This is a genomic window from Marinobacter sp. 1-3A (assembly GCF_016597775.1).
GTDB lineage: Bacteria > Pseudomonadota > Gammaproteobacteria > Pseudomonadales > Oleiphilaceae > Marinobacter > Marinobacter xiaoshiensis.
This window is the reverse complement of the sequence record NZ_VCGZ01000001.1, coordinates 632812-658575: the sequence shown is the minus strand read 5'-3', so window position 1 is coordinate 658575 and position 25764 is coordinate 632812. Positions and strand designations below refer to the sequence as shown.

Genomic DNA, 25764 nt, shown 5'->3' with positions numbered 1-25764 from the left:
GAGAGGCTATGTTATGGATTATCACGCGTATGGATGCGTCGCCCTCCTTAGTTTAAGCCTAGGTATTGTGCCTGTTGCCCAAGCTGAACTGGACCCCATTTCTGAATCTGCGATGGGAGATATAACAGGGCAGGCGTTTATGAAGATTGTGAACAACACCGGCACGAATCACGAATATACCCGCATGACCCTGAATATGGATGTGGAAACCCGGGTGAATATTGATGATGTGCAGCTTGGCCAGATTGGCGGTGGTGCGGATTTTTCCGGGCAGCATGTAGCCTTGGGCCATATTGCCCGTACTGATGGTGAGCAATTCAATGGCGTTACCTATAATGCAGGCGACGCCATTCCCTTCGAAGCCCAAAAACCTTATATAGAATTAGCTGAAGATGGCGCTGGCCTGGCTGGCTTTCGCATGGGTTTTGAACAAGCTCGCGGATCGGTTTCATCCCATACCACCAGCTTTAGTGGTGATATAGGTATGAAAATTAGCGATTCCGGCCAAGTGTACGACGCTATGCTGTTTGGTGGCGTAGGTGGTGCAGCAACGAACAATCGCGCTACCCACATAGGCCTTGCCCCCAGCAGCCCGGGCCAGGCGGCGGGCTGTAATGTTGATGGCGCCCTGGCCAACTGTGCGCCGTTAACCAACCTGCGATCCATAATTGTTGGTGAAGATACAGGCGCCACTGACGGAACTGTTGGTTTTACTGATGGCTTCTTCATCGGCTTTCAGCGGGATGACAATATGGAATGGCAAAGTCTTGATGGTCTGAATACGATCGATGTTGGCAAAGGTGTGTTCATTAATTTGCCCACTAACATGACCGTCGATCTGCAAAAACTTACCGGTGCGGGCATTGACCGCTTGCGCACGCATCAGGTCGACATGGGTACTAACCTGTTTTGATTTTGCTAGACTCCTGAACCTAATGATTCACAAGGCAGGAGTCTTCCCTTGATCCGCTCTTTTTACTGGCACGATTACGAAACCTTTGGTGTAGACCCGGTGCACGACCGGCCCTCTCAGTTTGCCGGTGTGCGAACCGATGCGGATCTTAATATTATTGAAGACCCGCTGGTTATTTACTGCAAACCCACCGACGACTACCTGCCATCACCCCAAGCCTGCCTGATTACCGGCATTACGCCTCAAAAGGCGATGGAAGAAGGCTATCCGGAAACCGAATTTATCGGCCAGATAAATGAAGCTTTCAGCCAGCCGGGCACCTGCGTAGTGGGCTACAACAGCTTGCGGTTTGATGACGAAGTAACCCGCCACACCCTGTACCGTAACCTGCGCGATCCCTATGCCCGTGAATGGCAGAACGGCAATTCTCGCTGGGACATTATAGATATGGTGCGGCTGACCTATGCGCTCCGCCCGGAAGGCATCAACTGGCCCCGCAAGGAAGACGGTAGCCCCAGCTTCAAGCTTGAAGAGCTCACGGTCGCCAACGGCATAATCCACGAAGCCGCCCACGATGCCATGTCAGATGTGGAAGCAACCTTGGCTGTTGCAAAGCTGATTCGGGAAAAGCAGCCGAAGCTGTTTGATTATGTTCTGAACAACAAAGACAAACACTCCGCCCGCGCCATGCTGGATACGGCGACCATGAAGCCCGTACTCCACATCTCCGCCAAATACCCAGCCACCCGTGGTTGTTGTGCCATGGTTGCGCCGGTTGCAGATCATCCCAGCAATAAAAACCTGGTGATTGTGTACGACCTGCGGGAAGACCCAAGCGAACTGATAAACGCCACGCCAGAACAAATCCGCGAGCGGGTATTTACCTCTCAAGCAGAGTTGGGTGATAAAAAGCGCTTCCCTCTGAAAGGCGTGCAACTGAATAAGTGCCCGGTATTGGCACCTGCGAACATGCTTACCACGCTTTCTCCTGAACGTTTGAAAGAGCTTGAACTGGACGGCGACACCCTTCGCGCTAATCTGGCACTGCTGAGAAAAGCCCCAGGGTTGGCGCAGCGAATTGCAGAGGCATTTGATCAACCGCACCAAAGCGACCTGACAGATCCAGACGAACAGCTCTACGCTGGCGGATTCATATCCCCAGCTGATCGCAGTGAGCTGAACCGGGTACTGCAAACGCCGCCGGAGTTGTTGGTGGAGGAAACCTTCAACTTTAAAGACGAACGCTTGCAGGAACTGCTGTTCCGCTACCGCGCCCGGAACTACCCGGATTCGCTGACCAGTGAAGAGGCAGAAAGGTGGGAGCAGTTCCGCACTCAGCGATTGATGGCACCGAAAAAAGGTTGGCTGTCGCTGGAGGCCTTTGGGCTTGAATTACAACGACTGGCCAGCGACCCGGAACTGACGCCGCAGAAGCAGCAGGTTTTGGAGGATTTGCATTTGTATGGGGAGTCTTTGATTCCTTATATTTAAAGGATGTTGGCCCTGCGGGCCGCCGTAGTAATGCACCCTCTCCGATACGTCGGACCGCCCCGGCCCCTCTCCCGTGAAGGGTGAGGGGAGCTACACACCCAAAGCCTGAGGGATTGCGCAAGAGTCAGAGGTATGTAGCCACCCCTGAGGTCAAGGCAGTAAAGCCCCTCACCCCTTGCGGGAGAGGGGTTGGGGAGAGGGGGTATTCTTCAACACCCAAGCCAAGGACGGCCAAATGAACCAAGCCCAATTCGCCAAACACCTCCGCCAAAACATGATCGATGCGGAAAAACTACTCTGGTTTCACCTGCGAGCCTACCGCCTGAACGGCAAACGCTTCCGGCGCCAGCAACCCCTTGGGCCTTACATCGTCGATTTCGTACATTTCGGCTCAAGGGTGATTGTTGAGGCCGACGGCGGGCAGCACAATGATTCGGAGAGCGACAAGGAAAGAGATGCCTGGCTGCACTCTCAGGGGTTCAAGGTGCTGAGATTTTGGAACCATGAAATTTTGAAGCAGGTTGATGTGGTGCTTTCTGTGATTTATGACGAATTGGAGAGGAGAGAGGGGGTTGCGGTTGCAGAAGAGTAAAAAGAAGGACGTTGGCCCTGAAGGGCCGCAGCAGTACTGCACCCTCTCCCCCAGCCCCTCTCCCGTTAAGGGTGAGGGGAGCAACTCCCCAAGCCAGAGGCATATAGCCAAACCCTGAGGCCAGTGCAGTAAAAGCCCCTCTCCCCTTGCGGGAGAGGGGTTGGGGAGAGGGGATGGGCTGCACGCCCCTACCTTCTCCTTTGAAAATACACACTCAAATTCTGCCCCATCACACTCTGCACCTCACTCCCCAGAGCCTCTGCCTGAATCTGTGTTTGTACAGGCTTGGTTGCCAAACTATGCCCATCTTCATCACGGGCTTTGATCAGCTTCCATTCCACCTCGTTGCTCACCATCGCCATCAGATCTTTCAGCTGAGCCTCATCCTGCGGCTTGAACCAACGGTCGCGGCAGCCCCCCAAACTGTAGAAGTCGTCTTCCTGCGCGAGTTCCTGCCAGGTAGCATCCTGTCGGTTCGTAAGAACCATTCGACGGAGCTGGCGCAGGGTAGAGCGGGTGGGTTGCAAGCGGTGTTCTGCAATCAGTTTGCGCATCTGCTTGTCGCCGGTGGTTTGTTCGGCGATGGAGGTGTGCAGATGCACAACGGCACCAGAGCCGGCTGCGTTGTTTACGAGCGCGGCCAGAGAAAGTTCTGTCATGGCCGGGGAGGGCAGGCGGCCCACTTCAACCCAATGTACTTGATGGCCGTCGGCCACAAATCGTTGGGCGATGGACCAGGGCCAGAACACGATGTTGCTGATCTCGAATTCGGCAGCCATGCGGGTGGCTTTGGCGATGTTGGCCAGTGATTCATCTACAGCAATCACTTCCACATCAGCCAGGTAGCTGGCCAGTTCCATAGCACGCTGACCAGATTGCGCGCCGCACACCATTATGCGCAAGGTGTCGGGCAGCTTGTCTGTAGCCAAGCCCAGCTCTGTGGCCATCAGTGACTTCAAGCTGCTTTCCGCGCGATAAGCCAGTTTCGACCAGGCGGGCCAAGCTTGGGGCACGTCGGTTTTATCCAGGCACAGCTCTTCTGCTTTCTCATCAAAACACTGCTTTATGCCTTCTTCTTCCGCGCGGTGGTAGTAGCTGGCGGCTAGAACCGGCTGAAGTGCCAAGGGCCAGTCCACCAGATTCCACTGCCCAAGCTGAACGGCAAAATCCTGATGAAACAAAGCACCGTACATGGCGCTGATCATCAGCGAGCCAATCAAAGCTTCCTGAGATTCACCCATTACAATTTGGGCTTTGAGGCTGTCATTCACCGCAGCCACCAAGCGTTCTTCATCATCCTCCGCGGCCAGCGCGTAGCCTGTGCGGTCTGCGTATTGCGCTATGGCAAGGGCGAGCTGTTGGAGTTCATCGCGCAGCTCCACGGTTTGCGCAACTTCCGCCAGAATCGCGCGGCGCAGCATTACAACCAGTTCTTCCACCGCTGGGTCTGGCATGAGAGTTTTTTGCAGTGCCAGAATCAGCAGCTCGTCTGTGCTGGCGGCATCAAGGAAAATCTCGGCCTGTGGGTTATCAAGATCATACTGCTGGCGAATGATCGCGCCCACAAAACGCCCGATTTCCTGATGGGGCAAGCCCTCCTGCTGAAGCAGGGAAATCGCGTCCAGCGCCAGATCACTATCTGCCTTGTGCACTTCAAGATGCTGAGCACAAGAAAGCATGCCGCTGTATACAGAATCCCATTCAGCGCCGGTTTCCAGCAGTTTGCGGTAATGCAGGTAAGCCACATCAAACTGCCCCTGCAGCCGTTTGGCATGGGCCACACCGCAGAAAGCGGCGGCGGATTGTCGGTCGCAGTCCAGAGCCTGCAGGAAGTGCTGTTCTGCCAGAGCAGGGCGCTCGGTTTTCAGAGCCCAGTAACCCAGGTTGGCGTATTGCTGCGCCTGGCCGGGTTGAGCTTGCAGGCTGGCATTAAAAAGGTCGTGGGCGTTTTCAAGCTGCCCGTCGTCCATCTCCACGCGCCCCAGCAACCCAAGAGCAACGGCGTTGTTTGGTTCAAGCGCAATCACCTCTTCCAGGTACACACGGCATTCCTGCCGGGCCTGCAGGCGCTGAATATGGCTTAACCCGCCGCTGTTGGATTCGCCATACGCAAGGTTGGCCTGCAGAAGCAGCCTAGCCCCTTGCGCCTGTTGGGAAAGGGACTCCTGAATGTGATGTTTTGCTTGCATGGGATACCTCATCTACCTGCCGCTAAATTCAAAAATTGCGGCAAAGGCCTGCAGTTTTTGGTTGTTTGCTGTGCTTTGTATGAGGTGTTGCGAAAGGTGTGCCAGTTTCATGCGAGGGGGGCTCAATTTCCATTGCCAATGGCATGGGATAAACTCAATATGAATGGATCTGTTCAAGGAGAGCGCTATGCCAGATCTGGATATGCTTAAGGTGTTGCGGGATCGACGCGATGAAATACGCCTGCTGTGCGAAAAGCACAAAGTAACTCAGTTGGCGGTATTCGGCTCAGCCGCAACGGGAAAATTTCATGCTGGGAGCGATTTAGACTTTCTTGTGGATTTCGAAGAAACCCTTTCAGCGAGTGATATGGCTACATCATTTTTTGGGCTTAAGGAAGATCTGGAGGCCATGTTCTCCCGATCGGTTGATTTGATTACCGCATCGTCACTGACCAACCCGTATTTTCGCAGTGCTGTGATGGAAGAGAGGCAGCCTTTGTATGCCGCGTAAGGTTTTGAAGTATGCGTTTGATATAAAGGCCGCTGCAGAAAGGGTTCAACGGTTTGTTGCAGGCAAAACAGAAGCTGACTACATGGCTGATGAACTGTTGCAGTCAGCTGTAGAGCGACAGTTTGAGATAATCGGCGAAGCAATGAGTAAGTTGCACAAGACCGATTCGGGCGTGGCGGAGAGCATTACTGATTACCGGAAGATGATCGCCTTTCGGAACGTTTTGATTCACGGCTATGCAACTATAGATCCATTCATCGTCTGGGGCGTGATTGAGAGCAATCTTGCAAGCTTGATTGAGCAGGTATCTGCGATTCTTGAGGGTTCTTGAGCACTATTGAATCCCCTCAGTTTCGTAAGATCCAATAGTTTGTTTACTTGAATATGGCTACCCAATGGCCTCCAGACGAGGGGCGAAACCGTATGACAAAAATAACTGGATCAGATTGGAAGCAGCTAGGCGAAATGGAAGACGAAGCGATCGACACCAGTGATATTGCAGAGCTGGATGATGATTTCTTTAATAAGGCCGAGCTTCGGTTGCCGACAAAGCAACCGGTTACTTTGCGCATTGATGAAGATGTGCTGGTTTGGTTTAAGGCGCAGGGGAAGGGGTATCAGACCAGAATCAATAAGCTGCTTAGGCAGTATATGGAAAGCCAGGTTACAGAGCCGTGATGTCAGGAGTCTTCATTGCCACCGTTCCCGAACATCCTCCAGCGAGTAGAGTTCTGGTTCGTCTTCAATATCACGCATAGCATTGGTTAATGCTCATTGCGTTGAAGTCTTGCTCTGTCCAACTGGTTGGCGAGCTTTGATTTTTTGCAGCGTACCGTTGCTCCAGGAAAACCACAAAATCATGTACTTCCTGTTGCTTTGAAGGAGGCAGTTGGCTGACTCTATTGATAAGTTCGTCGAGTTGCATCATCAAAAACCTCAGTTTTCTTTTAAGGTTTACATTACCACAACCAGTGTCTGGTAGTTAGTTGGTTTACTCACGCAAGAAAACGGAGCCTGAATGCCCACACGGATCAACACCACATACCAAATCAAAGTATCACTCACCGGAGCCCGACCACCCATCTGGCGGCGAATACTGATTAAGCCGGACACCACCTTCCACGACCTGCATCGAATTATTCAAGTGGCCATGGGCTGGCAGGGGTATCACTTGCATTTGTTCCAAGCGAGCAACGGCCAGTTGATTGGCGATCCGTCTGAAGACTTTGATGGCATGATGAATTTTCTGGATGAAACCACCATGTCTGTTTCCGGCGTTCTGAATAAAGAAGGGCAGAAACTGAAATACGAATACGATTTCGGGGATAGCTGGGAGCACGAAGTAAAATTTGAAAAGATCCTGCCCGGCGAACAGGCAGAGCCGCTGCCCAAGTGTATACAAGCAGCACGCCAGTGCCCGCCAGAAGACGTTGGCGGCTTGCCCGGGTTCTATGATTTTCTCGACGCCATGGAAGATGCCGCCCACCCGGAACACGTGGCCGTGCGGGAGTGGTGCGGCGGTGAGCAATTTGATTCTGAGTTTGTAGACCTTGGCGAGATCAACGAAGACCTGTTGGAGCGGGATACCTTATTCAGCGAAGCCGAACCAGATTTCCCGCCGCAAGCCAGCGACTTCCTGGGGCTTAGCCCAAACCAGGTGCATGAGTTACTGCAAAGCCCGCTGAATTGCCCCTCAGTCTTCAAACCCTTGTTTAATGCCGAAGCCGTAAACCGCGAACTGGATACCGCGCCGGTGATGCGCATGGCCAAAGCACTGATCCACGATATGAGCGACAAGGGTATACGCCTGACCGGAAAGGGCAACCTGCCACTCAAGCACGTAAAGGCAATGATAGAAGCCGGTGGAGAAGACATTGTGTTCCCCATGGCGGGCTTCAGCGCAGCGCGCTCGGAAGAGAATGTTTTGGGCGTCCACCTCACCCGCGTGCTGATGGAAGTTGCCGGTTTCACAAAAAAGGAAAAAGGCCGCCTGCTGCTCAAAAAAACCGCCGCCAAGCGCATTGAGAACAAGGGCTGGCTCACCTTTTATATGGACGTGCTCTCTGCAGCGCTTTCGAAGTTCAACTGGGCCTGGATGGACCACAGCGAAGGCATGGACGATTTGCAATATGTAGGCCCTTTTATCTTTTGGTTGCTATCAGAAAAGGGCGGCCAGTGGTTGCCGGTGCAGGACTACCTCAGCGATATGCTAAGAGCCTTTCCCCGCTTACCCTTGGCAGCTCACCCCGTTAGTTATACAAGCCAGGAACAGCAAGCAAAGTGGGCGATGGAGTTCCGAATGGTACGGCTTTGCCGGATGCTTGGGCTGATAGAACTTAGCCCGGAGCACACGCTAATGCGAGAGGAAGATCAGCAGATGATGCGGCGGACAGGGTTGTTTGAAGGGGTGTTTGTTAGGGCCTGAGGTTGTAGGACGTACCCCTCAAATAGCAGTAGGCTGTTGAACAATTTTTGATGGCTCGATAATGTGAGGTTAGTGTTGCAATACAGAAGGAGTTGTATGTGCCAACGTTGTTATATTTGAACGGATTCAAATTTTTCTTTTATGCAAATGATCACCTGCCAGCTCATGTGCATGTGCTGAAAGGTGAGAGATGGGCTAAAATCGAATTGGAAAGTCTTGGTGTGAAGTACAGTACGCTTAAAAACCAAGAACTAAAGCAGTGTTTGGCAATAGTTAAAGACCACCGGTCGGAATTTTTGGAGAGTTGGCATGCCTGGTTTCAAGGGTAAATCCGTTCACGTTGACGACCGCCACTTGCATGTGGAGTTGCAAGATGGGCGCGTAATTTCTACGCCCATACATTGGTACAAAGAACTTGAGAAGGCATCGATTTCCGAGATTCGTCAATATCGCTTTATTTGCGATGGTACGGGTATCGAATGGGAGAGTCTGGACTACCATCTCAACATAGAAGCTATGCTGACGGGCAACGCTCGGCAAACTGCTGCCTGACTCAGGCAAGCGTAGTGAACGAATAATTCCATACAGATAAAACGCAAAAAGCCCGACTCGGAACTTCGAATCGGGCTTTTTCGTTCTGGGCTCTATTAACCCTGCAGCAACTGCAACACCTGCTGCGGCCGTGCGTTGGCCTGAGCCAATACCGAGAGGCCAGCCTGCTGGAGCACCTGGGTGCGGGCCAGTTCGGCGGACTCTGCGGCGAAGTCGGCATCGCGGATGCGGCTGTTTGAGGCCGAGAGGTTTTCTGAGGTTGTGGCCAGGTTCGCGATTGTGGACTCGAAGCGGTTTTGGACGGCGCCGAGTTGAGCGCGAAAGCCGTTGATTTTGTCGATAGCGTAGTCAACAGCAACCATGGCCAGATCAGCACCTTCGGGCGTAGAAATGTCGATATCGTTAGCTGATACCGTGTCATCGGCAACCGTGCCAATGATCGTCTGCGCCAAGTCTGCCGCGCCGGTAAAGGAGCCGTCGCCATCTGTGTCGGCGCTTAGCGTAATGGTATATTCCTGTCCAAACTGGGACGAGAATACGATGTCGTTGTTTCTCGCATTCAGGTTTGCGGACACGCCGGTATCATTGCTCTTGGCGTTTATTTGGCCTATCACATCGCCCAACGATGTGGCGCCTTGAATATTGATTACTTCGCCATCTATATCCACCTGGAAATCGATCTGATCGCCACGAGCAAACGCATCGGCGAGTGTTACCCCGGACTGGCCGGCGATTTCCACGTTTTGGTCGAAATCGGCTGCAGGAGTGCCGCCGTCTGAGAAGGAGGCGTTGGTCACCGATAGGGTGGTGCCACCCCCGGTATTATTTGTAAGAATGAGATCGTTGCCGCTAATGCTGGCCACAACCTGGCCGGAGGCAAATCCCAGCGCCTCTATCTGGTTATTAACCGCACTCAGAAAGGTTGCCTGATCAGTGATGCCTGTTGTGTCCAGGTTCAATGTGCCGGTTGTTGTACCATCGCTCAGGGTTACCGAGGCCGCTATATTGCCCGAGTCATAATCGAAGCTGGAGAAATCTCCTACTGTATAGGCCGCCCCATCAGCGACAGTCGCGTTGTCTGCGGGGGTGTATGCAACGGGAGCGACAGCGCCGCTATTCAGATCAACAATAGCATCAACAGGCCCATTACGGTTGCTGGTAAAGGTTAGAGAGTCACCATCCACCCCAACCGTAATATCAGCCAATGCAGCCGCATCTGCTCCGGTCAGGTTGCCAATCTGTGTGCTGATGTCGCCCTGAAGTGTTCCAATGTCTGCATAAGCTTGCGGAGTTACCGTCAGAGCTACGCCATTGATGGTAACGGTTCCACTGACCACAGGGCCACCCGCTGCAAGCGTGAGGCCGGATGCCTTCGTTGTGGTTACGGTGGGAGCCGCATTCTCTATTACGGAAATACCGAGGTTCTGTGTGTTGTCTATTATTGCGCCGATTTGACTGCCGCGGGAATCAAGGCCGCTGATGGCAATGGTTTCTCCAGTGTTTGCGCCCACCTGGAAGGTTTGGGTTGCAAATGTTCCATCAAGCACCTTCAAGCCGTTGAATGAGGTTTGCGCGGCAATCCTGTTGATCTCTTCTACCCGCTGCTGAACTTCCTGATTCAACGCCTGTCTATCTGAAATGCTATTAGTCGCGTTAGCCGACTGAACCGCCAATTCACGAATCCGCTGCAGGTTGTTGGTGATCTCATCCATCGCCCCTTCGGCGGTTTGTGCCAAGGAGATGCCATCGTTCGCATTCCGCATCGCCTGGTTGAGACCAGAAATCTGTGACTGGAATCGCTCAGAAATAGCAAGGCCGGCGGCATCGTCTTTGGCGGAGTTGATGCGAAGGCCGGATGACAGCCTTTCCAAAGCGACGTTGGCAGCGCCTTGAGATGCGTTTAGATTACGCTGGGCGTTCAGCGAGGCAATGTTGGTGTTAATGACCTGTGGCATATCTAATCTCCCTACTCAGAGGTGCCGGGTCACGCTGCTTAATAGTGGCTGAGGCAGCATACCGGCAATAAATTCGTTGAATGGCCGTTTGTAGGGAAGCTAAGCGAAGTGTGTGCCAGTTCTTCCTTTTGAGCTTTAACTGCCTAATTAATAGAGAAATATTTTTTTTGGCTTTGATGGATGGGCGTGAGACGCCAGATTTTCGGCGGAAAAGATCGGTATCAAATTGCCGCTTTTACATTCCTTTACAAAGTTCTTGCCTTTTTTCCTAAAGCAACCGGATTAGGTGCCGTTAAGTGAAGTAACAGGGCGGCGCTCCAAACCAAAAAAGAGAACGCCAGACCTTAACCATGAAATAACGACTCATCAGTCGAAGGGGAAGCATAATGGCTCTCGGAATTAACACTAACGTCGCTTCATTGAACGCTCAGAACCAATTGGGTAAGTCTCAGAGCATGAACGATCAGGCGCTGCAGCGTTTGTCTTCAGGCCTGCGTATCAACTCCGCCAAAGACGATGCCGCCGGCATGGCGATTTCTACTCGTTTTCAGTCCCAGATCAGTGGTCTGAATGTGGCCACCCGTAATGCGAATGACGGCATCTCTCTAGCGCAGACGGCTGAAGGCGCATTGGATGAGATTACCAATAACCTTCAGCGCATTCGTGAACTGGCGGTTCAGTCGGCTAACGCTACTAACAGCGCTTCCGATCGCGCCGCGCTCGATGCGGAAGTTCAGGAGCGGATAAAAGAGATTGATCGAATCTCGACCCAAACTGCATTTAACGGTCTTAAGGTTTTGGACGGAAGCTTCGGTAATTCTAGCTTTCAGGTGGGTGCAAATGCTGGCGAAACGATCGATATCAATTTGAGTCAAGGTACCCGTGCTGGTCAAATGGGATCGATCGTTGATAGAACGGGTGCAGACGTTGGTACAGGTGGTGCGCTGACAGGTGATCTAAGTATAAAAGTAGGTAACGGAGAGGCTGTAACAGTTGGCGTATCCTCGGCAGGAGGCGAGGCAGGGCAGGCAGCTGACAGTGCTTTTGCGTATGCTGAGGCTATCAACTCTGCTGGGGTCGGAGGACTGTCAGTTGAGGCGAAAAATGAAGAAGTAGTTGGTAGTATCGCTGCCGCGGTCGCAGGTAGCAATGCTGACGGTGACACATATGATTTGTCTATTAACGGCGTTGTAGTCGAGTCAGGGTATGACTTTACTGATGGAAACATTGCCACAGCAGATCTTGTTCAAAAGATCAATGCAGTTTCAGGTGAAAGCGGTGTAACAGCTAAGTATGACCAGACTGCAAGCGAAATTACTTTAACATCCGTTGATGGTCGAGATATTCAGGTTGAAGAAACTATAACGGATGGCGGCGGCGGCACAGCAGTTACAGCCGCTGGAGCATTTGGTGCTGCAACAGGGGCAGGTAATAACGTAGATGACACCTACAAAGGTGAGTTGACATTCACTGCTGCAGAAACTGTCACTTTGGCTGGCGGTGAGCGTGGAAATATCGGATTCGCAGGTGAAACCGCTCTTACAGTCGACCAAAAGACCTTGTCTGATGTGAAAGTAGACAATGTTGCTAACGCTAATGATGCTATCCGTCGGATGGACTCAGCTTTGACGACTGTCAACTCATTGCGGGGCGATTTAGGTGCCATCCAAAACCGCTTCGAGTCCACTATCGCGAACCTGAGCACCTCTGTAGAGAACCTCAGCGCCTCCAACAGCCGTATCCTGGACGCTGACTTCGCGGCAGAAACTGCAAACCTGGCTAAGTCTCAGGTACTGCAGCAGGCAGGTATCTCGGTACTGGCACAGGCTAACGCCCGTCCGCAGCAGGTTCTGTCCCTCCTGCAGTAAGGGATTAACGGTAGTAGCCGGAACCTTCGGGTTCCGGTTTTACGCCGTTTGAGTATAGCGAGGTAAAGCTATGAATGACGTTAACCTGAACAGTCCGGAACTAAAGCTGGTGCGCCCTGGTGCCCAGGCTCCGGCCAAGGCACTGTCGTCATCTCAGGCCGAGGGCAAAAAAGCCCCTGACCTTGTTACTTCATCTACTGGTACTCGCCAGGTTCAGCGGGCTCAAGTTGCCAGCGAACCCTCCAAAGCCGAAAGGCTGCAGGAGCGCAGTGAAGCGCAACGGGAAGAGTTGGGCCAGGCGGTGAGCCAGCTGAACGATTTTGTTCAGAACGTGCAGCGGGATCTTCAGTTTGAGGTGGATAACGAATCCGGTCAGACCATTGTGAAGGTGGTTGACCAGTCTACCCAGGAAGTGATTCGCCAGATGCCGGATGAAGTAGCATTGAGGTTGGCAGAAAAATTGCAGCAGGATGAACCGCTGACGTTGTTCAATATTAAAGTGTAAAAGCTTGCCGCTTTTGCGCGTTTGAGAATAACGGTATTTCAGCACCGCCACTCCGAAAGGGGCTGGCGGTGTTCTGGTTTATGGGTATTTGTATTTAGCGGTAAAGTTTTGCCGTTCGTTGCCGATAAACTATACAGTATAGAAATTCGCTCCCATGAGGATGCAGGGTTATGGCAGGTATATCATCGTTAGGCGTTGGATCCGGGGTTCTAACCTCCGATCTGGTTGATCAGTTGGTCGCGGCGGAACGCAGGCCCACCGAGGTTCGGCTGGATCAGAAAACAGAACGTACTGAAGCGCTTATTTCGGCTTACGGCATGCTGCGTAGCGCCGTTACAGAGCTGCGACTGCCAATGCGACAGCTTGGTTCTGCGGATGCGATGAAGTCATTTTCTGCTACGTCATCCGGTAGCAATATGGAAGTGTCGGTTGATGCCGGCAAGGCAGCTAGGGGCTCCTACAGTGTTGATGTGGTTGGCCTTGCTGAATCGCAAGCACTGGCAAGCACAGAAACCTTTGCGGACCGCGACGCCACCAGTGTTGGTCGTGGCACCATCACCCTGCAGGTGGGCGATAAAACCACCAATATCACCATTGATTCCAGCAACGACACACTTCAGGGTTTGGCTAACGCTATTAATGAGGCCAATGGTGGAGTGTCTGCTGGTGTAATTGATACGGGCAGTGGCTACCGGCTTACGCTTTCCGCCGATGAAACCGGTACCGCTAACGCGGTGAAAATAACGGCTACGGAAGACGCGGGCGCCGAAGGGCTCGCAGGCTTTGCTTTTGATCCTGCAGATGCAGCCGCTAATCCCAAGATGGAGCAAACCATTGCTGCTGCGGATGCGCAGATGAAGATTAATGGTGTGCTGATTACTCGCGCCACGAATACCGTAGAAAACGTTGTAGATGGATTGACGTTTAACCTGAAAGAGATCGGGCAATCCACCGTTAAGGTTGAGCAGGACACGGCCAAGGTGGCAGAGCGTGTTCAGGCGTTTGTAGATAAGTTCAATGAGCTGCAAGGCACAATCCGGGAACTTTCGACGTTTAATAGCGACACAGGCCAGGGCAGTATTCTGACGGGCGACTCCACGGTTCGTAATATCCAGAATCAGCTGAAAAGCGTGCTAACCAGTATTATTCCTGGGCTCGAAAATGCCGGCGTGCGCAGTTTGGCGGATGTAGGGATTGGTTCTGATTTCCGTACGGGTGAGTTGCAGTTTGATAGCCAAAAGTTTCAGCAGAAGCTTCGTGAAAACCCCGATGATGTGACTGCGTTGTTTGCCGAACAGGGCAGAACCACAGATTCCCAAGTGGAGTTTGTTCGCAGTGGTTCGAACACTGTGCCGGGTGGTTACGATATTAATGTTACCCAGATGGCGACTCGGGGTAGTTTGAATTTTGCGCCTGTTGCCTCGATTGACGTGGCAGCGGATAGCAGTTTTACCTTCCAAGTCGATGGCGAAACCAGCGCGACTGTATCGATTGCCGCTGGCAACTATTCAGGCGCTGATTTTGCGGCGGCCATTCAAACAGCCTTGGCAGAAAATCAGGCGCTGAATGCAGCAGACCGTTCTGTTCAGGTGGCCTATGATGCTACCGAAGGGCTTACGTTTTCGTCTGGCCGTTTTGGTGGTGACTCTAATGTGAGCCTGACAAGCCTAGCTAATGTGACAGGCTTGAGCACGGGAACTGGCACCGCTGGCCTGGATGTTCAGGGTACGATTAATGGTCAGGCAGCGCAGGGCGATGGGCAGGTGCTTTTTCTGGCCAATGATGCGGGCAACAGAGCTGCCGGTATGCAAGTGCGTATCACTGGTGGTGATTTGGGGAGTCGGGGTCAGGTTAGCTTTATTGAAGGTGTTAGTGAGCGTGCGGTTGATACCATTACCAGTATTCTTGGCGCCGAAGGTGCACTGAGTTCGCGTACTGACTCGCTGAACCGGGACTTGGAGCGAATCCAGGAAGATCGCATCAAGCTGGATTTAAAGATTGAAAGCTATCAGGCGCGCCTTGTAGCTCAGTTCAGCTCCGCAGATTCGCTGATCGCTCAGCTAAATAACACCCGGGATTACGTGACCCAGCAGCTCGACGCGCTGGCTCCACAGAACTTCAACAAGAAGTAATTCCGGCGTGGCCGGAAAGAAACGAGGTTTACGATGAAAGGCTTAAAAGCGTACCAACAGGTAAATACCCAGACCAGCATCACTGATGCCGATCCGCACAAGCTGATCCAGTTGCTATACAACGGTGCGCTGGAGCGGATCAATATGGCTAAGGCGCGCATGCAGGCCAAAGACTATGAAGGCAAGGGAAAGCTGATTGGTAAGGCCATTGAAATCATCGGCGGGCTGAGAAGCTTTCTGGATTTCGAAAAAGGCGGTGAATTAGCTGCGCGCCTTGAAGGCTTGTACGATTACATGGAACGCACCCTTCTGGAAGCCAGTGCCAAGAATGATATGGCCAAGCTGGATGAAGTTGCTGATCTTCTTCGCTCAATCAAAGATGGTTGGGATGGGATTCGCGAAGAGGTGGTTTCGAAGTCAGCTCAGGTTGGCTGATTTTACCTCCCGCCCCTCTCCCGCAAGTGGAGAGGGGAGAATAACTCCCCATGCCTGAGTTCTTGAATTTTTTAGCCCCTCGCCCCCGGCGGGAGAGGGGGCAATAGCCAACTCCCCCGCACTCCCGTACAATACGCTCCTTCTTTTCAATACATCCATTCTGTTCAGTCTGGAGCATAAAATATGTCTGATATTAAAAAGGTGGTTCTGGCCTATTCTGGCGGCCTGGATACCTCCGTTATTGTTCGGTGGTTGCAGGATACCTATAACTGTGAGGTGGTAACCTTTACCGCCGACATCGGCCAGGGCGAGGAAGTTGAGCCGGCACGTGCAAAGGCGGAAGCCTTGGGCGTGAAGGAGATTTACATTGAGGACCTGCGCGAGGAGTTTGTGCGCGATTACGTGTTCCCGATGTTCCGTGCCAACACTATTTATGAAGGCGAGTACCTGCTGGGTACGTCTATTGCCCGCCCTTTGATTGCCAAGCGTTTGATTGAAATTGCCAACAAAACCGGCGCCGATGCGATTTCCCACGGTGCAACGGGTAAGGGTAATGACCAGGTTCGTTTCGAGTTGGGTGCTTATGCGCTCAAGCCGGGTGTCAAGGTTATCGCGCCTTGGCGTGAATGGGATCTGAACTCCCGCGAGAAGCTGCTGCAGTACTGCAAAGAGCGCAATATTCAGGTGGATATGAAGCCGGGCAAGTCGCCTTACTCCATGGATGCCAACCTGCTGCACATTTCTTATGAAGGCATGAACCTGGAAGATCCTTGGTCAGAAGCTGAAGATGATATGTGGCGCTGGAGTGTGTCTCCGGAAGCTGCTCCCGATAAGCCGACTTATATTGAGCTGACTTACCGCAAGGGTGACATTGTTGCCGTTGACGGTGTGGAGATGAAGGCCCACGAAGTGCTGGAAAACCTGAACAAGGTTGCTGGCGCTAACGGTATTGGCCGTTTGGATATTGTTGAGAACCGCTATGTGGGCATGAAGTCCCGTGGCTGTTACGAAACACCGGGCGGCACGATTATGCTGCGCGCACACCGTGCGATTGAGTCCATCACTCTGGACCGCGAAGTAGCGCACCTTAAAGATAGCTTGATGCCGCGTTACGCTGAGGTTATCTATAACGGTTACTGGTGGTCGCCTGAGCGCGAAGCTCTGCAGGCACTGATTGACCAGACTCAGGAATACGTAAACGGCGTTGTTCGCCTGAAGCTGTACAAGGGCAACGTGGATGTTGTGGGCCGTAAGTCTGACGACTCTCTGTTCGATGAAACCATCGCGACCTTCGAAGAAGATCACGGTGCCTACGACCAGAAGGATGCAGAAGGCTTCATCAAGCTGAACGCTCTGCGTCTGCGGATTGCTGCGGGTAAAGGTCGTAAGCTTTAATAGCTGACACTGTGCCTGACCAAGGCCGGTGCAGCCTCCCAGAAAACGCCCGTAAATACATCCGTGTAGGGCTCGGTCGCGCCATCCTTGGCGCTCCACGTTTCTGGGAGGCTGCACCGGCCTTTGTCGTTCTAGGCTAGCGTGGATCTCAGAAGCCCCTTGGGAGTTTTACCTCCCATTATGCGATACTAAGTACGAGTGGTTAGGTTGGTAGGAGTCATAATGGAAGACAGGGTTCAGCAGGTGATCAAAAAGCTTGAGCATCTTCCGTCAGATCGTTTGTCGGAAGTCGAAGACTTTATTGACTTTTTGAGCCAGAAAGATCGTGAACATCGTATGCGCAAGGATTTCGCGCAGGGAGCAGAGGCTTCTTTCCAAAAGGTATGGGATAACGAAGATGATTCAGCCTACGACGAGTTATAAGTTTGGGGATGTGGTGCTTGTTGGCTTTCCCTTTACGAGTCTAAAAACGATAAAGAAGCGCCCGGCAGTGATCCTCAGTTCTACCTCTTACCAAACTTATCGCCCTGACGTTATATTGTTGGCAATTACTAGCCAGATCAGAGACCCCCTGACTTATGGTGAGGCTTTGATAGCGGACTGGAAACAGGCAGGTTTAATTAAGCCTTCGGTATTCAAGCCCCTGATAGCGACAGTGGATCAAGAGATTGTCCTCAAAAAAATGGGCTCCCTCGGTGTTAGCGATCAATTGATTCTCAAAGAACTGCTTCAGAGTGTGCTGGACCTAGCTTGAAATAAGGAAGGCGAGGGCACAGCGTCATGTTCAACCGGAAGCCTTTGGCGCCCGGAACTCTCCGGGCGTCTTTCCTGCTACTGTTTTGAATTTACGGTGAAACGAAGTGGTTTCGCTGTACCCCAGTCTCAATGCGATATCTGGAATGCTCAAGTCACTGTTCAGCAGATAATCCTCCGCCATTTTCTGGCGAACTTCATCCAGCAGTTTTTGATAAGAAACGCCTTCCTGGCTCAGCTTCCGCTGCAGGGTTCTGCTCGTTATTCCTAAATCATCCGCCACCATGTCTTGCCGGGTTATGCCGTGCATCAGCTGTTGTTGAATGCTTTGCTTTACCTGCGATGTCAGGTCTGTATCTGTATCCAGTGAAGCCAGCTGGGTGAGGGCGTGGGCTTCCAGGGTTTTTCGCAGCATGGGGTCTGGCTGTCGCAGGCGGGTTTCCAGTAGTTCCTTTTTGAGGCTGATGGAATCCACGTCAGCACCAAACTGCACAGGGCAGTTCCAACGATTCAGGTAGGCTTGTTCGAGCTCACTGCCGGGTGATTGTCGCATCAGGCGCACATGGGTGGGGGAAGCCGTCTCATCATCAGCTAGCCACCGAGCGTAGTTGATCCAGGAGGCAAACACGTTGTCGATAACCTGTGGTCGCACAACCGGGTCGTTGTAGTTGCAGTTCCAAATGAGCTTTATGGAATCCTTATCCATGGCCAGTGCGGTTGTGCCCATGTCGCCTACGAGCTTTTCAAAGGGTGCAATGCGGGCGACGGCTTCCCCTAGGGTTACACAGCTCATGGTGATGTAACCCAGCACACTGTAGGAGCCTGGCTGCACAAAATCGCCGGTTTCAAGCCCGAGTATAGGGTTGTTGGTGAGTTCGCAGAGTAGAAGAATGAACTGCTGAAACTGATCCCCGTTTATGCGGCCTTCGTCAGAATCCAGGATAGCGGGGTCTAAGCCGGCTTTTGTAAAAAGCTCGGAGGTATCGGCGCCAATGGATTCGGCGGCGCGCACATACTGGCGCAGGGCAGCAACGGAGGCGGTTCCTAGGTTTGTCATGATGGGTTTGTCACGATTACAGCACGGTTGTTTTTAGGTGTTATCAGGGGAGTATAACGAAACTTGTGCTGAACAACTTAAACGAATGGTTTGCGGGGAGCAAAAAACAAAAAGGCCAGCAAAGGCTGGCCTAAAGAGAGAGAACAAACGAAAGTGCCTGAAAAATTCGTTAATTCGGTGGATTCCCATTTGACGGCGGAGGTACAACACGGCCCCTCCGCCATGGGGGATACTGCTTAAATCCACAATCTCAGAATAGGGCTTTCGCTTGCCTGTGTCTGTGCGTGATGTGTGTCTCAGTGTTACATATTGTTCCCGGCTCAGGCGTTTGCACCTATCTCCGGCACAGTTTCAGTAAAGCGCCTTGTTTCGTAGGCATCTACAAGGCCGTGTACAGCCGCTTGTTCCATATCCCGAATGGAAGGCGTGCCGTTTTGGGCGTCGGCTTTGCAAAGCACCATGCCGGCCTCAACTGAAATATACCCGGCCGTTGTTTTCAGGGCTTTGTGGTTAATGCCATCGAATACCCGGCGAAAGGCTGTGGTGGTGCAATGGTCGCTATTCGGGAAATAGGCAATCAGGGCGAACTGGTTATCGCCTACACGGCAGAGAACATCAATAGGGCGAATAAGCGTGCTCAGCCTGCGCGCAATGCCAACCGCCAGTTCAGACATTACAGTGGGCGGGTGTTTGCGCTTCAAATCCTGCCAGTTGCGAATGCCACAAAGCACATAGGCTGATGCGCCGCCCCGGGATTCTGCATGCCGAAGCATTTTGGTGAGGCGGTCACGGCCGTAGCGGTTGTTACACAGGCCGGTTTCCAGATCAATGATGTTGCTGGATTCCAACTCGCGATTGTTTTCAATGAGCAGTGCATTGGCGCGCAGTAGCGTGTTCTGTCGATCTGCCATTCGGTCCGCAGCAAAAATCCTGGGGATCAGCTGCTTGGTCATGTCGGATTTGTAAATGAAGTCGTCTACGCCTCGGTCGAACGCTAATGCCAAGGCTTCTACGCTTTCCCGTGCCGTCAGGAGGATTACATAGGTGTAGTGGTTCGTTTGTTCATCCAGTTGGCGTACCTTGTCGGTTAGTTGCAACCCGTCCATTTCGGGCATCAGCCAGTCGGCAATCAGTACACTTACCGCACGCTGTTCCATCAGCTTGAGCGCCGCAGGGGCATTGTTGGCTATGCGTACGTCGCGATACCCGGCATTTCGCAGAGTTCGGCCAACCACCATACTGCTGAATTTAGCGTCGTCTACTACGAGGATAGGGAGATCCAGATTCGGCATTGTTACCTACTTTTACCAGTCCATTGTCAGATGCGGGGATTTCCGGGGCTTGGTATGCTTGGCCCTTAATTTCAAGCAACGAGTATACTCGCTACAGCTCCTGGAGAATAACGATCATGCCTTCTTTTGACATTGTTTCTGAAATTGATATGCACGAAGTGACCAATGCGGTGGACAAAGCCAAGAAAGATCTGGGTAATCGCTGGGATTTTAAAAATGTAGATGCGGATATCGAGATGGATGATAAGGGCGTAACTGTGAGTGCTGAGCAGGAATTTCAGCTTGAGCAGTTGATCGACATTCTGCGCATGGCGTTTGCCAGCCGCGATATTGATGGTCGTGCACTTGCAGAGAACGGTGAAAGCAAATCCGGCAAACTGATCAAGCAGCATTTTGTGCTGAAACAGGGCCTTGAAACCGATATGGCAAAAAAGATCGTGAAGCTGATCAAAGAGGCCAAGTTGAAAGTGCAATCCAGCATTCAGGGTGACAAAGTGCGGGTAACCGGCAAGAAGCGGGACGATCTGCAAACTGCGATTGCCCTGCTGCGTGAGACCGAATTAGACGTACCCCTGCAGTTCAATAATTTCCGCGACTGATTCGGAGGCTCCACCATTTCAACCGGCACCCGTCTGGATTTGATCCGGGACACGCTACACACCTATACGCGCTGGCAGGTCATTGCTCTGCTGTTTCTCGGCTTTTCTGCCGGGTTGCCGTTTTTGCTGGTTTTCTCCACGTTGAACGCCCGGCTTGCCGATGTGGGTGTAGAAACGGCCACTATTGGCTTTTTCAGTTGGCTGGGGATCACCTATTCCATCAAGGTGTTTTGGGCGCCGGTTGTGGATCGGTTGAAATTGCCGGTGCTGGACAGGCTGCTGGGCAAACGCCGCAGCTGGATACTGTTCGCTCAAGTGGGTATCGCCACCGGCTTGTATCTGATGGCTCATGTAGATGCGATCGCCGTTCCGGAAACCATGGCCTTGTGCGGCCTGCTGGTGGCGTTTTCCTCTGCTACTCAGGACGTGGCCATTGATGCCTATCGCATTGAGATTGCCGAAGAGCGACTTCAGGCAGCGCTGGCAGCTACTTATATTTTTGGGTATCGGCTGGCGCTTTTAGTGGCAGGCGCTGGGGCTCTGTATCTTGCGGAGTTCTGGTCTTGGCAGGTGTCCTATGAGGTTATGGCTGCGTTGGTGGGGGTGGGGGCCATAACGGTGCTGGTTGTGAAGGAGCCGGCGGTGAATCACTTCTCAGCCGCCCAGGATATTGCCCACAAGATTGAGCAGGAAGCGGCAAAACGAACTCACCTCAGCCCTCGAATAGCCCGTTTCGCTGGCTGGTTTTATGCTGCTGTGGCGGGGCCTTTTCTGGATTTCTTTCGCCGTTATAAAGAGCTTTCCATTGCGATTCTGTTGATGGTGGCGGTGTACCGTATTTCCGATATTGCCATGGGTGTGATGGCCAACCCCTTCTATTTGAATTTTATGGGCTTCAGCAAAACCCAGGTTGCAGATGTCACGAAAATTTTCGGATTTTTTATGACCATTGCAGGCTCCCTCGCGGGTGGTGTTCTGGTTGTACGATACGGCACCCGAAAGATTCTGCTGGCGGGGGCCATACTCACGGCCAGTACGAATCTTTTGTTCGTGTTTCTGGCGCAGTATCCGCCCAATCTGGCAACCCTGGCGGTTGTGGTGAGTGCCGATAATCTCAGTGGTGGTATTGCCAATGTGGCGTTGATTGCCTGGCTTTCCAGTATGACCAGTGCGTCTTTTACGGCCACTCAATATGCGTTGTTCAGTTCCTTGATGACCCTGCCGGGTAAGTTCCTGGGCGGCTTCTCGGGGATGGTTGTGGCGGGCTATGGTTATGCGGAGTTCTTTCTTATAGCCGGTTTGATGGGCATTCCCGCCATTCTTCTGGCTATGTTCCTGATTCGACAAGGCGCGAGGCTGGATGCACTGGCGCCGGATCATTCGGGGAGCGACGAGCCCGATACTCCCCAACCAATAGGTGGTTAGGCGCTATGGGGTATCAAGAGGAGCCGACTAAAGATCAAAAAATCTGGCAGGTAGTGATGGCTGTTCCGCCGGGCAAGGTCGTCAGCTATGGGCAGGTAGCAGACATGGCGGGACTTGGCCGGCAGGCCCGCTACATTGGCCGCGCACTTGGCAAGCTGCCGAAAGGCCACTCAGTGCCTTGGTACCGGGTAATTCGAAGCAATGGCCAGATTGCATTCCCGGAAGGTTCGGAAATCTACCAGGAACAGGTTAGCCGGCTGCAAGCCGAAGGCGTGGAAGTGGTCAACGGCCGGGTAGCGATGCGCCGGTTTCGGTGGCAATAAGAGTTTGCAGGTGCTCCAGTACCATTCTTTGGTCTGTGTCAGGGGTTTGGGCAAGCCGCATAGTTAGGTAAGGCAGTAGTTCTCTCAGGGCGTTTCTACATTCTTCATAAAGTGCCGTGGCCCTGGCTCCTGTCAGCTCGCAGGCCTGCACTCCGAAGCGTTCAAGCTTTGCACGAGGCATCCATTTTTTGCTGCCGGCAAGTGTTAGTGCTGGGATATCCCGGTTTATATAAACCGTCGTGCATACTATATCGTAGGCAGGGGCCAGCCTGATTGAGTCAGTGTTCTTGTAGGTCAGGCCAAAGTTTTTCAGGTGTGCATCACCATTTTGCAGTGCGTTGTTGAGCACAATCATTTTGAAGAACTGCTCCAGTGACGCTCTTTTACTCACTGGGCTTGCAAAGGTTTTTATTGTTTTTGCAACTTGCTCATAGCTTCCGGTGTACTTGTCGTCCCGCTGTTTTGCCTGGAGGACGCACATATCCTCAAAGCCCAGCGCACTGCCGTCTTCATTCAGATCAAACCGTTTCATGATAAACAGAGATTCGTCATCAGAGAGATGAAACTCCGGTACCGGAATGTCTGCGTATTTGCAGGCCAGCATGCAGCAGTATTCATTCAGGGCAAGTGCGGGGTAGTCTTGCCCCCAGGCTTTGACAATGAAATCGTCGAGGCGCAACGTCGCTTTGTTCTCCAGCTGAGCCAGCACTTTGGGTTGCACGCCACTGAGCGCTGAGCGTAACGCAAAACGTGAAACCAGTTCTTCAAATAGCCCTGGGTTGTCTGAATGCAAGAGCGTATTGAGATGAAGCGGGTTGCTTTCAGATTGATCCTGGCGGTTGTACTCGATGCGCCCACGGATTGATGGGGCGAGTAGTCTCAGAAGGCCCAGGTCGTCAGTATCGGTGATTTTAGCAAACTGCTTTTTGATGGTAGAGAGCAAGTAACCTTCAGGCAGGTGCATTTCAAAGATTGGGTGAAGGTAGCGATGGCTGTACTCCTTTCGGCGCACCGGCATAGTGAGGGATACAAACTGATCCGGGGAGGTGCTATCACCATAGCTGAAAACAATATCCGCGGTTTCCTTGAACAGCTTCCCCGTTTGATGGCCATCTACGCATACGTCCAGCTCACTGCTCATCCCTAAGCTCCTCAAACGTAGGGAAAGGCGACTTATCTCGAATGTTGAGTTCCTTGCCCAGATAATCCAGAATTTTCATTACCTTGCGTATGCCAATGTCGCCCGAACGGCCATTTTCCAGTGCATTGATGGTGGCTCGGGACATGCCGAGGTGTTCAGCCATTTTTTGCTGAGACACCCCGTGTTGCTGGCGTAAAGTTGAGATAGTCTGCCCTAGAGTCTGGTAATCCATATTGCCGCCATGTGTCCAATATACTTCACAATTTAGCATTTTTCTCAGTTTTGTAAAGTATTTTAGTCACTTTAGAGCCTCAAAGCGCCATCCACTTCAATCATCCGGCCAGACAGATAGTCGTTTTCAAAGATAAACGCGGCTGTTGAAGCAATCTCTTCTGGCTTACCCATGCGCTTCAGCGGAATACCTGCGGTCATTTTCTCCAGTGCTTCCGGTTTCATGGAGGCGGTCATTTCTGTTTCGATGAAGCCAGGTGCAATGCCCATGCAGCGGATGCCGTGGCGGGCGAGTTCTTTAGCCCATACTGGCACCAGCGCAGACACGCCGGCTTTGGCTGCAGAGTAATTGCTTTGCCCCATGTTGCCGGCGCGGGAAATGGAGGCGATGTTGATGATGGCGCCTTTGCTGCCAGTCTGGATCATCTGTGTGGCGGCTTCACGGCCACACAGGAAAACACCTGTAAGATTAACGTCGATAACCGATTGCCACTGGGACAGCTCCATGCGCTTGGTAATCTCGCCATCTTTGGTTTTCAACAGCAGGCCATCTCTCAATATGCCAGCGTTGTTAACAAGGCCGTTCAGTTGGCCGAAGTCTTTTGCAATGGCTGCAAAGGTTGCTTCTACTTCGTCTTCTTTGGCTACGTTACACAAATAGATTTTTGCTTCAGAGCCTGCCGCTTTGCAGGCGGCTGCTGCTTCTTCCAGTTTATCCTGGGCAAGGTCAATCAGTGCCAGTTTCGCACCTTTGGCTGCCAGATATTCTGCCATTGCACGGCCAAGGCCCTGGCCGCCGCCGGTAATTGCTATAACGGAATCTTGAAGTTTCATGTTTCGCCCTAAATATAGATAACAGATGTAATCAAAAGGGCTGCGAGTATACCAGACCTTGGAATACCCAAACCCGCAACACGAGAGCCTGATGTCCATATTTTTGTTTATTTTTATTGTCATGCCGATCGCTGAAATGGCGGTACTTATTCAGGTTGGCAGCGTTATTGGCGTGTTCAATACCATCGGTTTCGTATTGCTTACTGCCGTAGTTGGCGCCTGGCTGCTTCGGCAGCAAGGGCTGGCAACTCTGTTGAAGGCCAATCAGCGCCTGAACAGCGGTGAGTTGCCGGCTAAAGAAGTGGCCGAGGGATTGATTTTGGCGGTTGGCGGCGTACTTTTGCTCACCCCGGGGTTTATAACCGATGCGGTCGGCTTTTTATGCCTTCTGCCATTCAGCAGGCACTGGCTCGCCGCTCAAGCCCTGAAGCGTATGGTGGCGACCAATACAAGTGGTGGGTTTTATTTTCGTACTGGCGGTGGGCAGAACCCATTCGGTCAGGACCCCTTTGGTGACTCCGGCAATCCCTTCGGACGGCAACGCCCCTTCGACCGCGATAATAACGGCGACATTATTGAAGGGGAATACTCTGATGAGACCGAAACCAACCATGACCGCCTCGATAAAAAGTGAAAAATTTATCCGGGCAGGTGTTGAAAACCCCCACACCAGCCCCACATAGGAATCACAAGTTAGCCGCAGGCTGATACTTGCTGGAAAACAGCAGGTTACAAGCCGGGCAATTTTGTCGGGTTGCATCTGCAATCCGGCCATCAACAGCAAATGTCATTGCCACATTAATCTGACTAATTGGAGAAACCGAGCAATGAAGATTCGTCCGCTACACGATCGTGTCGTTGTACGCCGTAAAGAAGAAGAAGAGAAAACTGCAGGCGGCATCGTGCTGCCGGGTAATGCAAAAGAGAAGCCGTCCCAGGGTGAAGTCATCGCCGTGGGCAATGGTCGCATTCTGGAAAATGGCGAGACTCGTGCGCTGGCAGTCAAAGCGGGTGATACCGTGGTTTTTGGCCAATACGCCGGCAACACCGTAAAAATCGACGGTGAAGAGCTGCTCATCATGAGCGAAAGCGATATTTACGGCGTGCTTGAGTGATCGCTGAAGCAATTCGCACGAACAGTCATTA

General features: G+C 52.4%; 29 protein-coding genes. 21 read left to right on the top strand and 8 right to left on the bottom strand.

Features of this window, described 5'->3' with window-relative positions; genetic code table 11:
• Nucleotides 1-13 precede the first annotated feature (13 nt).
• The 3 genes from FE848_RS02970 (at nucleotide 14) to FE848_RS02960 (ending at nucleotide 2996) form a co-directional block, all read left to right on the top strand.
• Complete coding sequence (locus tag FE848_RS02970) at nucleotides 14-913, top strand: hypothetical protein (RefSeq protein ID WP_200201228.1); 900 nt, start codon at nucleotides 14-16, stop codon at nucleotides 911-913.
• Between the two features lie 48 nt (nucleotides 914-961).
• Nucleotides 962-2404: an exodeoxyribonuclease I gene (sbcB, locus tag FE848_RS02965; RefSeq protein WP_200201227.1), complete on the top strand. Its 1443-nt coding sequence runs from the start codon at nucleotides 962-964 to the stop codon at nucleotides 2402-2404.
• A 235-nt stretch (nucleotides 2405-2639) separates the two neighbouring features.
• Nucleotides 2640-2996, top strand: coding sequence for an endonuclease domain-containing protein (locus tag FE848_RS02960; RefSeq protein ID WP_200201226.1), 357 nt, complete (start codon nucleotides 2640-2642; stop codon nucleotides 2994-2996).
• Between the two features lie 188 nt (nucleotides 2997-3184).
• Here the strand turns inward: FE848_RS02960 and FE848_RS02955 are convergent, their stop codons facing one another.
• On the bottom strand, nucleotides 3185-5185 hold the full coding sequence (locus tag FE848_RS02955; protein WP_200201225.1) for a hypothetical protein: 2001 nt from the start codon (nucleotides 5183-5185) through the stop codon (nucleotides 3185-3187).
• Nucleotides 5186-5372: 187 nt separating this feature from the next.
• On the opposite strand from FE848_RS02955, the gene FE848_RS02950 reads away from it, so the two are divergent.
• From FE848_RS02950 to FE848_RS02940, 3 genes are all read left to right on the top strand, one after another.
• The gene (locus tag FE848_RS02950) at nucleotides 5373-5696 is read left to right on the top strand and encodes a nucleotidyltransferase family protein (RefSeq protein WP_200201224.1); all 324 of its coding nucleotides are present in this window, start codon (nucleotides 5373-5375) and stop codon (nucleotides 5694-5696) included.
• The gene (locus tag FE848_RS02945; protein ID WP_200201223.1) at nucleotides 5686-6027 is read left to right on the top strand and encodes a DUF86 domain-containing protein; all 342 of its coding nucleotides are present in this window, start codon (nucleotides 5686-5688) and stop codon (nucleotides 6025-6027) included. Before FE848_RS02950 ends, FE848_RS02945 begins: the two co-directional genes overlap by 11 nt.
• 92 nt (nucleotides 6028-6119) lie before the next feature.
• Complete coding sequence (locus FE848_RS02940; protein WP_200201222.1) at nucleotides 6120-6374, top strand: BrnA antitoxin family protein; 255 nt, start codon at nucleotides 6120-6122, stop codon at nucleotides 6372-6374.
• Nucleotides 6375-6444: 70 nt separating this feature from the next.
• Here FE848_RS02940 and FE848_RS18995 read toward each other — a convergent pair whose 3' ends face one another.
• Nucleotides 6445-6621: a DUF2281 domain-containing protein gene (locus FE848_RS18995; RefSeq protein ID WP_227715125.1), complete on the bottom strand. Its 177-nt coding sequence runs from the start codon at nucleotides 6619-6621 to the stop codon at nucleotides 6445-6447.
• Nucleotides 6622-6714: 93 nt separating this feature from the next.
• Between FE848_RS18995 and FE848_RS02930 the strand changes: the two genes are divergently transcribed.
• From FE848_RS02930 to FE848_RS02920, 3 genes are all read left to right on the top strand, one after another.
• Complete coding sequence (locus FE848_RS02930) at nucleotides 6715-8121, top strand: plasmid pRiA4b ORF-3 family protein (protein ID WP_200201220.1); 1407 nt, start codon at nucleotides 6715-6717, stop codon at nucleotides 8119-8121.
• A gap of 98 nt (nucleotides 8122-8219) precedes the next feature.
• On the top strand, nucleotides 8220-8450 hold the full coding sequence (locus FE848_RS02925) for a DUF4160 domain-containing protein (RefSeq protein WP_200201219.1): 231 nt from the start codon (nucleotides 8220-8222) through the stop codon (nucleotides 8448-8450).
• The gene (locus FE848_RS02920; protein WP_200201218.1) at nucleotides 8431-8673 is read left to right on the top strand and encodes a DUF2442 domain-containing protein; all 243 of its coding nucleotides are present in this window, start codon (nucleotides 8431-8433) and stop codon (nucleotides 8671-8673) included. Before FE848_RS02925 ends, FE848_RS02920 begins: the two co-directional genes overlap by 20 nt.
• Nucleotides 8674-8768: 95 nt before the next feature.
• Here FE848_RS02920 and FE848_RS18945 read toward each other — a convergent pair whose 3' ends face one another.
• On the bottom strand, nucleotides 8769-10628 hold the full coding sequence (locus FE848_RS18945; protein ID WP_200201217.1) for a flagellin: 1860 nt from the start codon (nucleotides 10626-10628) through the stop codon (nucleotides 8769-8771).
• 386 nt (nucleotides 10629-11014) lie between these two features.
• On the opposite strand from FE848_RS18945, the gene FE848_RS18940 reads away from it, so the two are divergent.
• The 7 genes from FE848_RS18940 to FE848_RS02880 all read left to right on the top strand — a co-directional run bounded on the left by FE848_RS18940 (nucleotide 11015) and on the right by FE848_RS02880 (nucleotide 17717).
• Nucleotides 11015-12496, top strand: coding sequence for a flagellin (locus tag FE848_RS18940; RefSeq protein ID WP_200201216.1), 1482 nt, complete (start codon nucleotides 11015-11017; stop codon nucleotides 12494-12496).
• 70 nt (nucleotides 12497-12566) lie between these two features.
• On the top strand, nucleotides 12567-13001 hold the full coding sequence (locus FE848_RS02905) for a flagellar protein FlaG (protein WP_200201215.1): 435 nt from the start codon (nucleotides 12567-12569) through the stop codon (nucleotides 12999-13001).
• A gap of 170 nt (nucleotides 13002-13171) precedes the next feature.
• On the top strand, nucleotides 13172-15133 hold the full coding sequence (gene fliD, locus FE848_RS02900) for a flagellar filament capping protein FliD (protein WP_200201214.1): 1962 nt from the start codon (nucleotides 13172-13174) through the stop codon (nucleotides 15131-15133).
• 33 nt (nucleotides 15134-15166) lie between these two features.
• A complete protein-coding gene (gene fliS / locus FE848_RS02895) occupies nucleotides 15167-15568 on the top strand; it encodes a flagellar export chaperone FliS (protein WP_200201213.1) in 402 nt (133 codons plus the stop codon).
• 183 nt (nucleotides 15569-15751) lie between these two features.
• Complete coding sequence (locus tag FE848_RS02890; RefSeq protein ID WP_200201212.1) at nucleotides 15752-16963, top strand: argininosuccinate synthase; 1212 nt, start codon at nucleotides 15752-15754, stop codon at nucleotides 16961-16963.
• Nucleotides 16964-17185: 222 nt separating this feature from the next.
• Entirely contained in the window at nucleotides 17186-17386 is a 201-nt protein-coding gene (locus tag FE848_RS02885) for a DUF2281 domain-containing protein (protein WP_200201211.1), read from the top strand.
• Complete coding sequence (locus tag FE848_RS02880) at nucleotides 17361-17717, top strand: type II toxin-antitoxin system PemK/MazF family toxin (RefSeq protein ID WP_200201210.1); 357 nt, start codon at nucleotides 17361-17363, stop codon at nucleotides 17715-17717. The genes FE848_RS02885 and FE848_RS02880 overlap by 26 nt, the downstream gene beginning before the upstream one ends.
• A 30-nt stretch (nucleotides 17718-17747) precedes the next feature.
• Here the strand turns inward: FE848_RS02880 and FE848_RS02875 are convergent, their stop codons facing one another.
• Complete coding sequence (locus FE848_RS02875) at nucleotides 17748-18773, bottom strand: AraC family transcriptional regulator (RefSeq protein ID WP_200201209.1); 1026 nt, start codon at nucleotides 18771-18773, stop codon at nucleotides 17748-17750.
• Between the two features lie 320 nt (nucleotides 18774-19093).
• A complete protein-coding gene (locus FE848_RS02870) occupies nucleotides 19094-20065 on the bottom strand; it encodes a response regulator (RefSeq protein WP_200201208.1) in 972 nt (323 codons plus the stop codon).
• Between the two features lie 116 nt (nucleotides 20066-20181).
• Between FE848_RS02870 and FE848_RS02865 the strand changes: the two genes are divergently transcribed.
• The 3 genes from FE848_RS02865 to FE848_RS02855 are packed head-to-tail and all read left to right on the top strand — an operon-like array spanning nucleotide 20182 to nucleotide 22412.
• Nucleotides 20182-20664, top strand: coding sequence for a YajQ family cyclic di-GMP-binding protein (locus tag FE848_RS02865; protein WP_200201207.1), 483 nt, complete (start codon nucleotides 20182-20184; stop codon nucleotides 20662-20664).
• Between the two features lie 39 nt (nucleotides 20665-20703).
• Nucleotides 20704-22089 (top strand): AmpG family muropeptide MFS transporter, encoded by a 1386-nt coding sequence (locus FE848_RS02860; RefSeq protein WP_227715085.1) that lies wholly within the window; start codon nucleotides 20704-20706, stop codon nucleotides 22087-22089.
• Between the two features lie 5 nt (nucleotides 22090-22094).
• Complete coding sequence (locus FE848_RS02855; protein ID WP_200201206.1) at nucleotides 22095-22412, top strand: MGMT family protein; 318 nt, start codon at nucleotides 22095-22097, stop codon at nucleotides 22410-22412.
• On the opposite strand, the gene FE848_RS02850 is transcribed toward FE848_RS02855, so the two are convergent.
• The 3 genes from FE848_RS02850 to FE848_RS02840 form a co-directional block, all read right to left on the bottom strand.
• Nucleotides 22372-23553, bottom strand: a complete 1182-nt coding sequence (locus FE848_RS02850; protein WP_200201205.1) for a type II toxin-antitoxin system HipA family toxin — start codon at nucleotides 23551-23553, stop codon at nucleotides 22372-22374. The two genes, FE848_RS02855 and FE848_RS02850, sit on opposite strands and share 41 nt — an antisense overlap.
• A complete protein-coding gene (locus FE848_RS02845; protein ID WP_200201204.1) occupies nucleotides 23543-23785 on the bottom strand; it encodes a helix-turn-helix transcriptional regulator in 243 nt (80 codons plus the stop codon). The genes FE848_RS02850 and FE848_RS02845 overlap by 11 nt, the downstream gene beginning before the upstream one ends.
• 71 nt (nucleotides 23786-23856) lie before the next feature.
• Nucleotides 23857-24618, bottom strand: a complete 762-nt coding sequence (locus FE848_RS02840; protein ID WP_200201203.1) for an SDR family oxidoreductase — start codon at nucleotides 24616-24618, stop codon at nucleotides 23857-23859.
• 91 nt (nucleotides 24619-24709) lie between these two features.
• Here FE848_RS02840 and FE848_RS02835 point away from each other — a divergent pair, with 91 nt between their 5' ends.
• Nucleotides 24710-25252 carry an FxsA family protein gene (locus FE848_RS02835; RefSeq protein ID WP_200201202.1) on the top strand — a complete coding sequence of 181 codons (543 nt, stop codon included), beginning with the start codon at nucleotides 24710-24712 and terminating at the stop codon, nucleotides 25250-25252.
• Nucleotides 25253-25445: 193 nt separating this feature from the next.
• Nucleotides 25446-25733 carry a co-chaperone GroES gene (gene groES / locus FE848_RS02830; protein ID WP_100639400.1) on the top strand — a complete coding sequence of 96 codons (288 nt, stop codon included), beginning with the start codon at nucleotides 25446-25448 and terminating at the stop codon, nucleotides 25731-25733.
• The last annotated feature ends 31 nt before the right edge of the window (nucleotides 25734-25764 follow it).

What these genes read in the sequence shown, in the direction of transcription:
- FE848_RS02960 (WP_200201226.1), top strand. Translation starts at nt 2,640, where the DNA reads ATGAACCAAGCCCAATTCGCCAAACACCTCCGCCAAAACATGATCGAT.
- FE848_RS02870 (WP_200201208.1), bottom strand. Translation starts at nt 20,065, where the DNA reads ATGCCGAATCTGGATCTCCCTATCCTCGTAGTAGACGACGCTAAATTC.
- fliD (WP_200201214.1), top strand. Translation starts at nt 13,172, where the DNA reads ATGGCAGGTATATCATCGTTAGGCGTTGGATCCGGGGTTCTAACCTCC.
- FE848_RS02835 (WP_200201202.1), top strand. Translation starts at nt 24,710, where the DNA reads ATGTCCATATTTTTGTTTATTTTTATTGTCATGCCGATCGCTGAAATG.
- FE848_RS18940 (WP_200201216.1), top strand. Translation starts at nt 11,015, where the DNA reads ATGGCTCTCGGAATTAACACTAACGTCGCTTCATTGAACGCTCAGAAC.
- FE848_RS02880 (WP_200201210.1), top strand. Translation starts at nt 17,361, where the DNA reads ATGATTCAGCCTACGACGAGTTATAAGTTTGGGGATGTGGTGCTTGTT.
- FE848_RS02855 (WP_200201206.1), top strand. Translation starts at nt 22,095, where the DNA reads ATGGGGTATCAAGAGGAGCCGACTAAAGATCAAAAAATCTGGCAGGTA.
- FE848_RS02890 (WP_200201212.1), top strand. Translation starts at nt 15,752, where the DNA reads ATGTCTGATATTAAAAAGGTGGTTCTGGCCTATTCTGGCGGCCTGGAT.
- FE848_RS02920 (WP_200201218.1), top strand. Translation starts at nt 8,431, where the DNA reads ATGCCTGGTTTCAAGGGTAAATCCGTTCACGTTGACGACCGCCACTTG.
- FE848_RS02955 (WP_200201225.1), bottom strand. Translation starts at nt 5,185, where the DNA reads ATGCAAGCAAAACATCACATTCAGGAGTCCCTTTCCCAACAGGCGCAA.
- FE848_RS02885 (WP_200201211.1), top strand. Translation starts at nt 17,186, where the DNA reads ATGGAAGACAGGGTTCAGCAGGTGATCAAAAAGCTTGAGCATCTTCCG.
- FE848_RS02930 (WP_200201220.1), top strand. Translation starts at nt 6,715, where the DNA reads ATGCCCACACGGATCAACACCACATACCAAATCAAAGTATCACTCACC.
- FE848_RS02970 (WP_200201228.1), top strand. Translation starts at nt 14, where the DNA reads ATGGATTATCACGCGTATGGATGCGTCGCCCTCCTTAGTTTAAGCCTA.
- groES (WP_100639400.1), top strand. Translation starts at nt 25,446, where the DNA reads ATGAAGATTCGTCCGCTACACGATCGTGTCGTTGTACGCCGTAAAGAA.
- FE848_RS02865 (WP_200201207.1), top strand. Translation starts at nt 20,182, where the DNA reads ATGCCTTCTTTTGACATTGTTTCTGAAATTGATATGCACGAAGTGACC.
- fliS (WP_200201213.1), top strand. Translation starts at nt 15,167, where the DNA reads ATGAAAGGCTTAAAAGCGTACCAACAGGTAAATACCCAGACCAGCATC.
- FE848_RS18995 (WP_227715125.1), bottom strand. Translation starts at nt 6,621, where the DNA reads ATGCAACTCGACGAACTTATCAATAGAGTCAGCCAACTGCCTCCTTCA.
- FE848_RS02940 (WP_200201222.1), top strand. Translation starts at nt 6,120, where the DNA reads ATGACAAAAATAACTGGATCAGATTGGAAGCAGCTAGGCGAAATGGAA.
- FE848_RS02950 (WP_200201224.1), top strand. Translation starts at nt 5,373, where the DNA reads ATGCCAGATCTGGATATGCTTAAGGTGTTGCGGGATCGACGCGATGAA.
- FE848_RS02875 (WP_200201209.1), bottom strand. Translation starts at nt 18,773, where the DNA reads ATGACAAACCTAGGAACCGCCTCCGTTGCTGCCCTGCGCCAGTATGTG.
- FE848_RS02945 (WP_200201223.1), top strand. Translation starts at nt 5,686, where the DNA reads ATGCCGCGTAAGGTTTTGAAGTATGCGTTTGATATAAAGGCCGCTGCA.
- FE848_RS02840 (WP_200201203.1), bottom strand. Translation starts at nt 24,618, where the DNA reads ATGAAACTTCAAGATTCCGTTATAGCAATTACCGGCGGCGGCCAGGGC.
- FE848_RS02845 (WP_200201204.1), bottom strand. Translation starts at nt 23,785, where the DNA reads ATGGATTACCAGACTCTAGGGCAGACTATCTCAACTTTACGCCAGCAA.
- FE848_RS18945 (WP_200201217.1), bottom strand. Translation starts at nt 10,628, where the DNA reads ATGCCACAGGTCATTAACACCAACATTGCCTCGCTGAACGCCCAGCGT.
- FE848_RS02850 (WP_200201205.1), bottom strand. Translation starts at nt 23,553, where the DNA reads ATGAGCAGTGAGCTGGACGTATGCGTAGATGGCCATCAAACGGGGAAG.
- FE848_RS02905 (WP_200201215.1), top strand. Translation starts at nt 12,567, where the DNA reads ATGAATGACGTTAACCTGAACAGTCCGGAACTAAAGCTGGTGCGCCCT.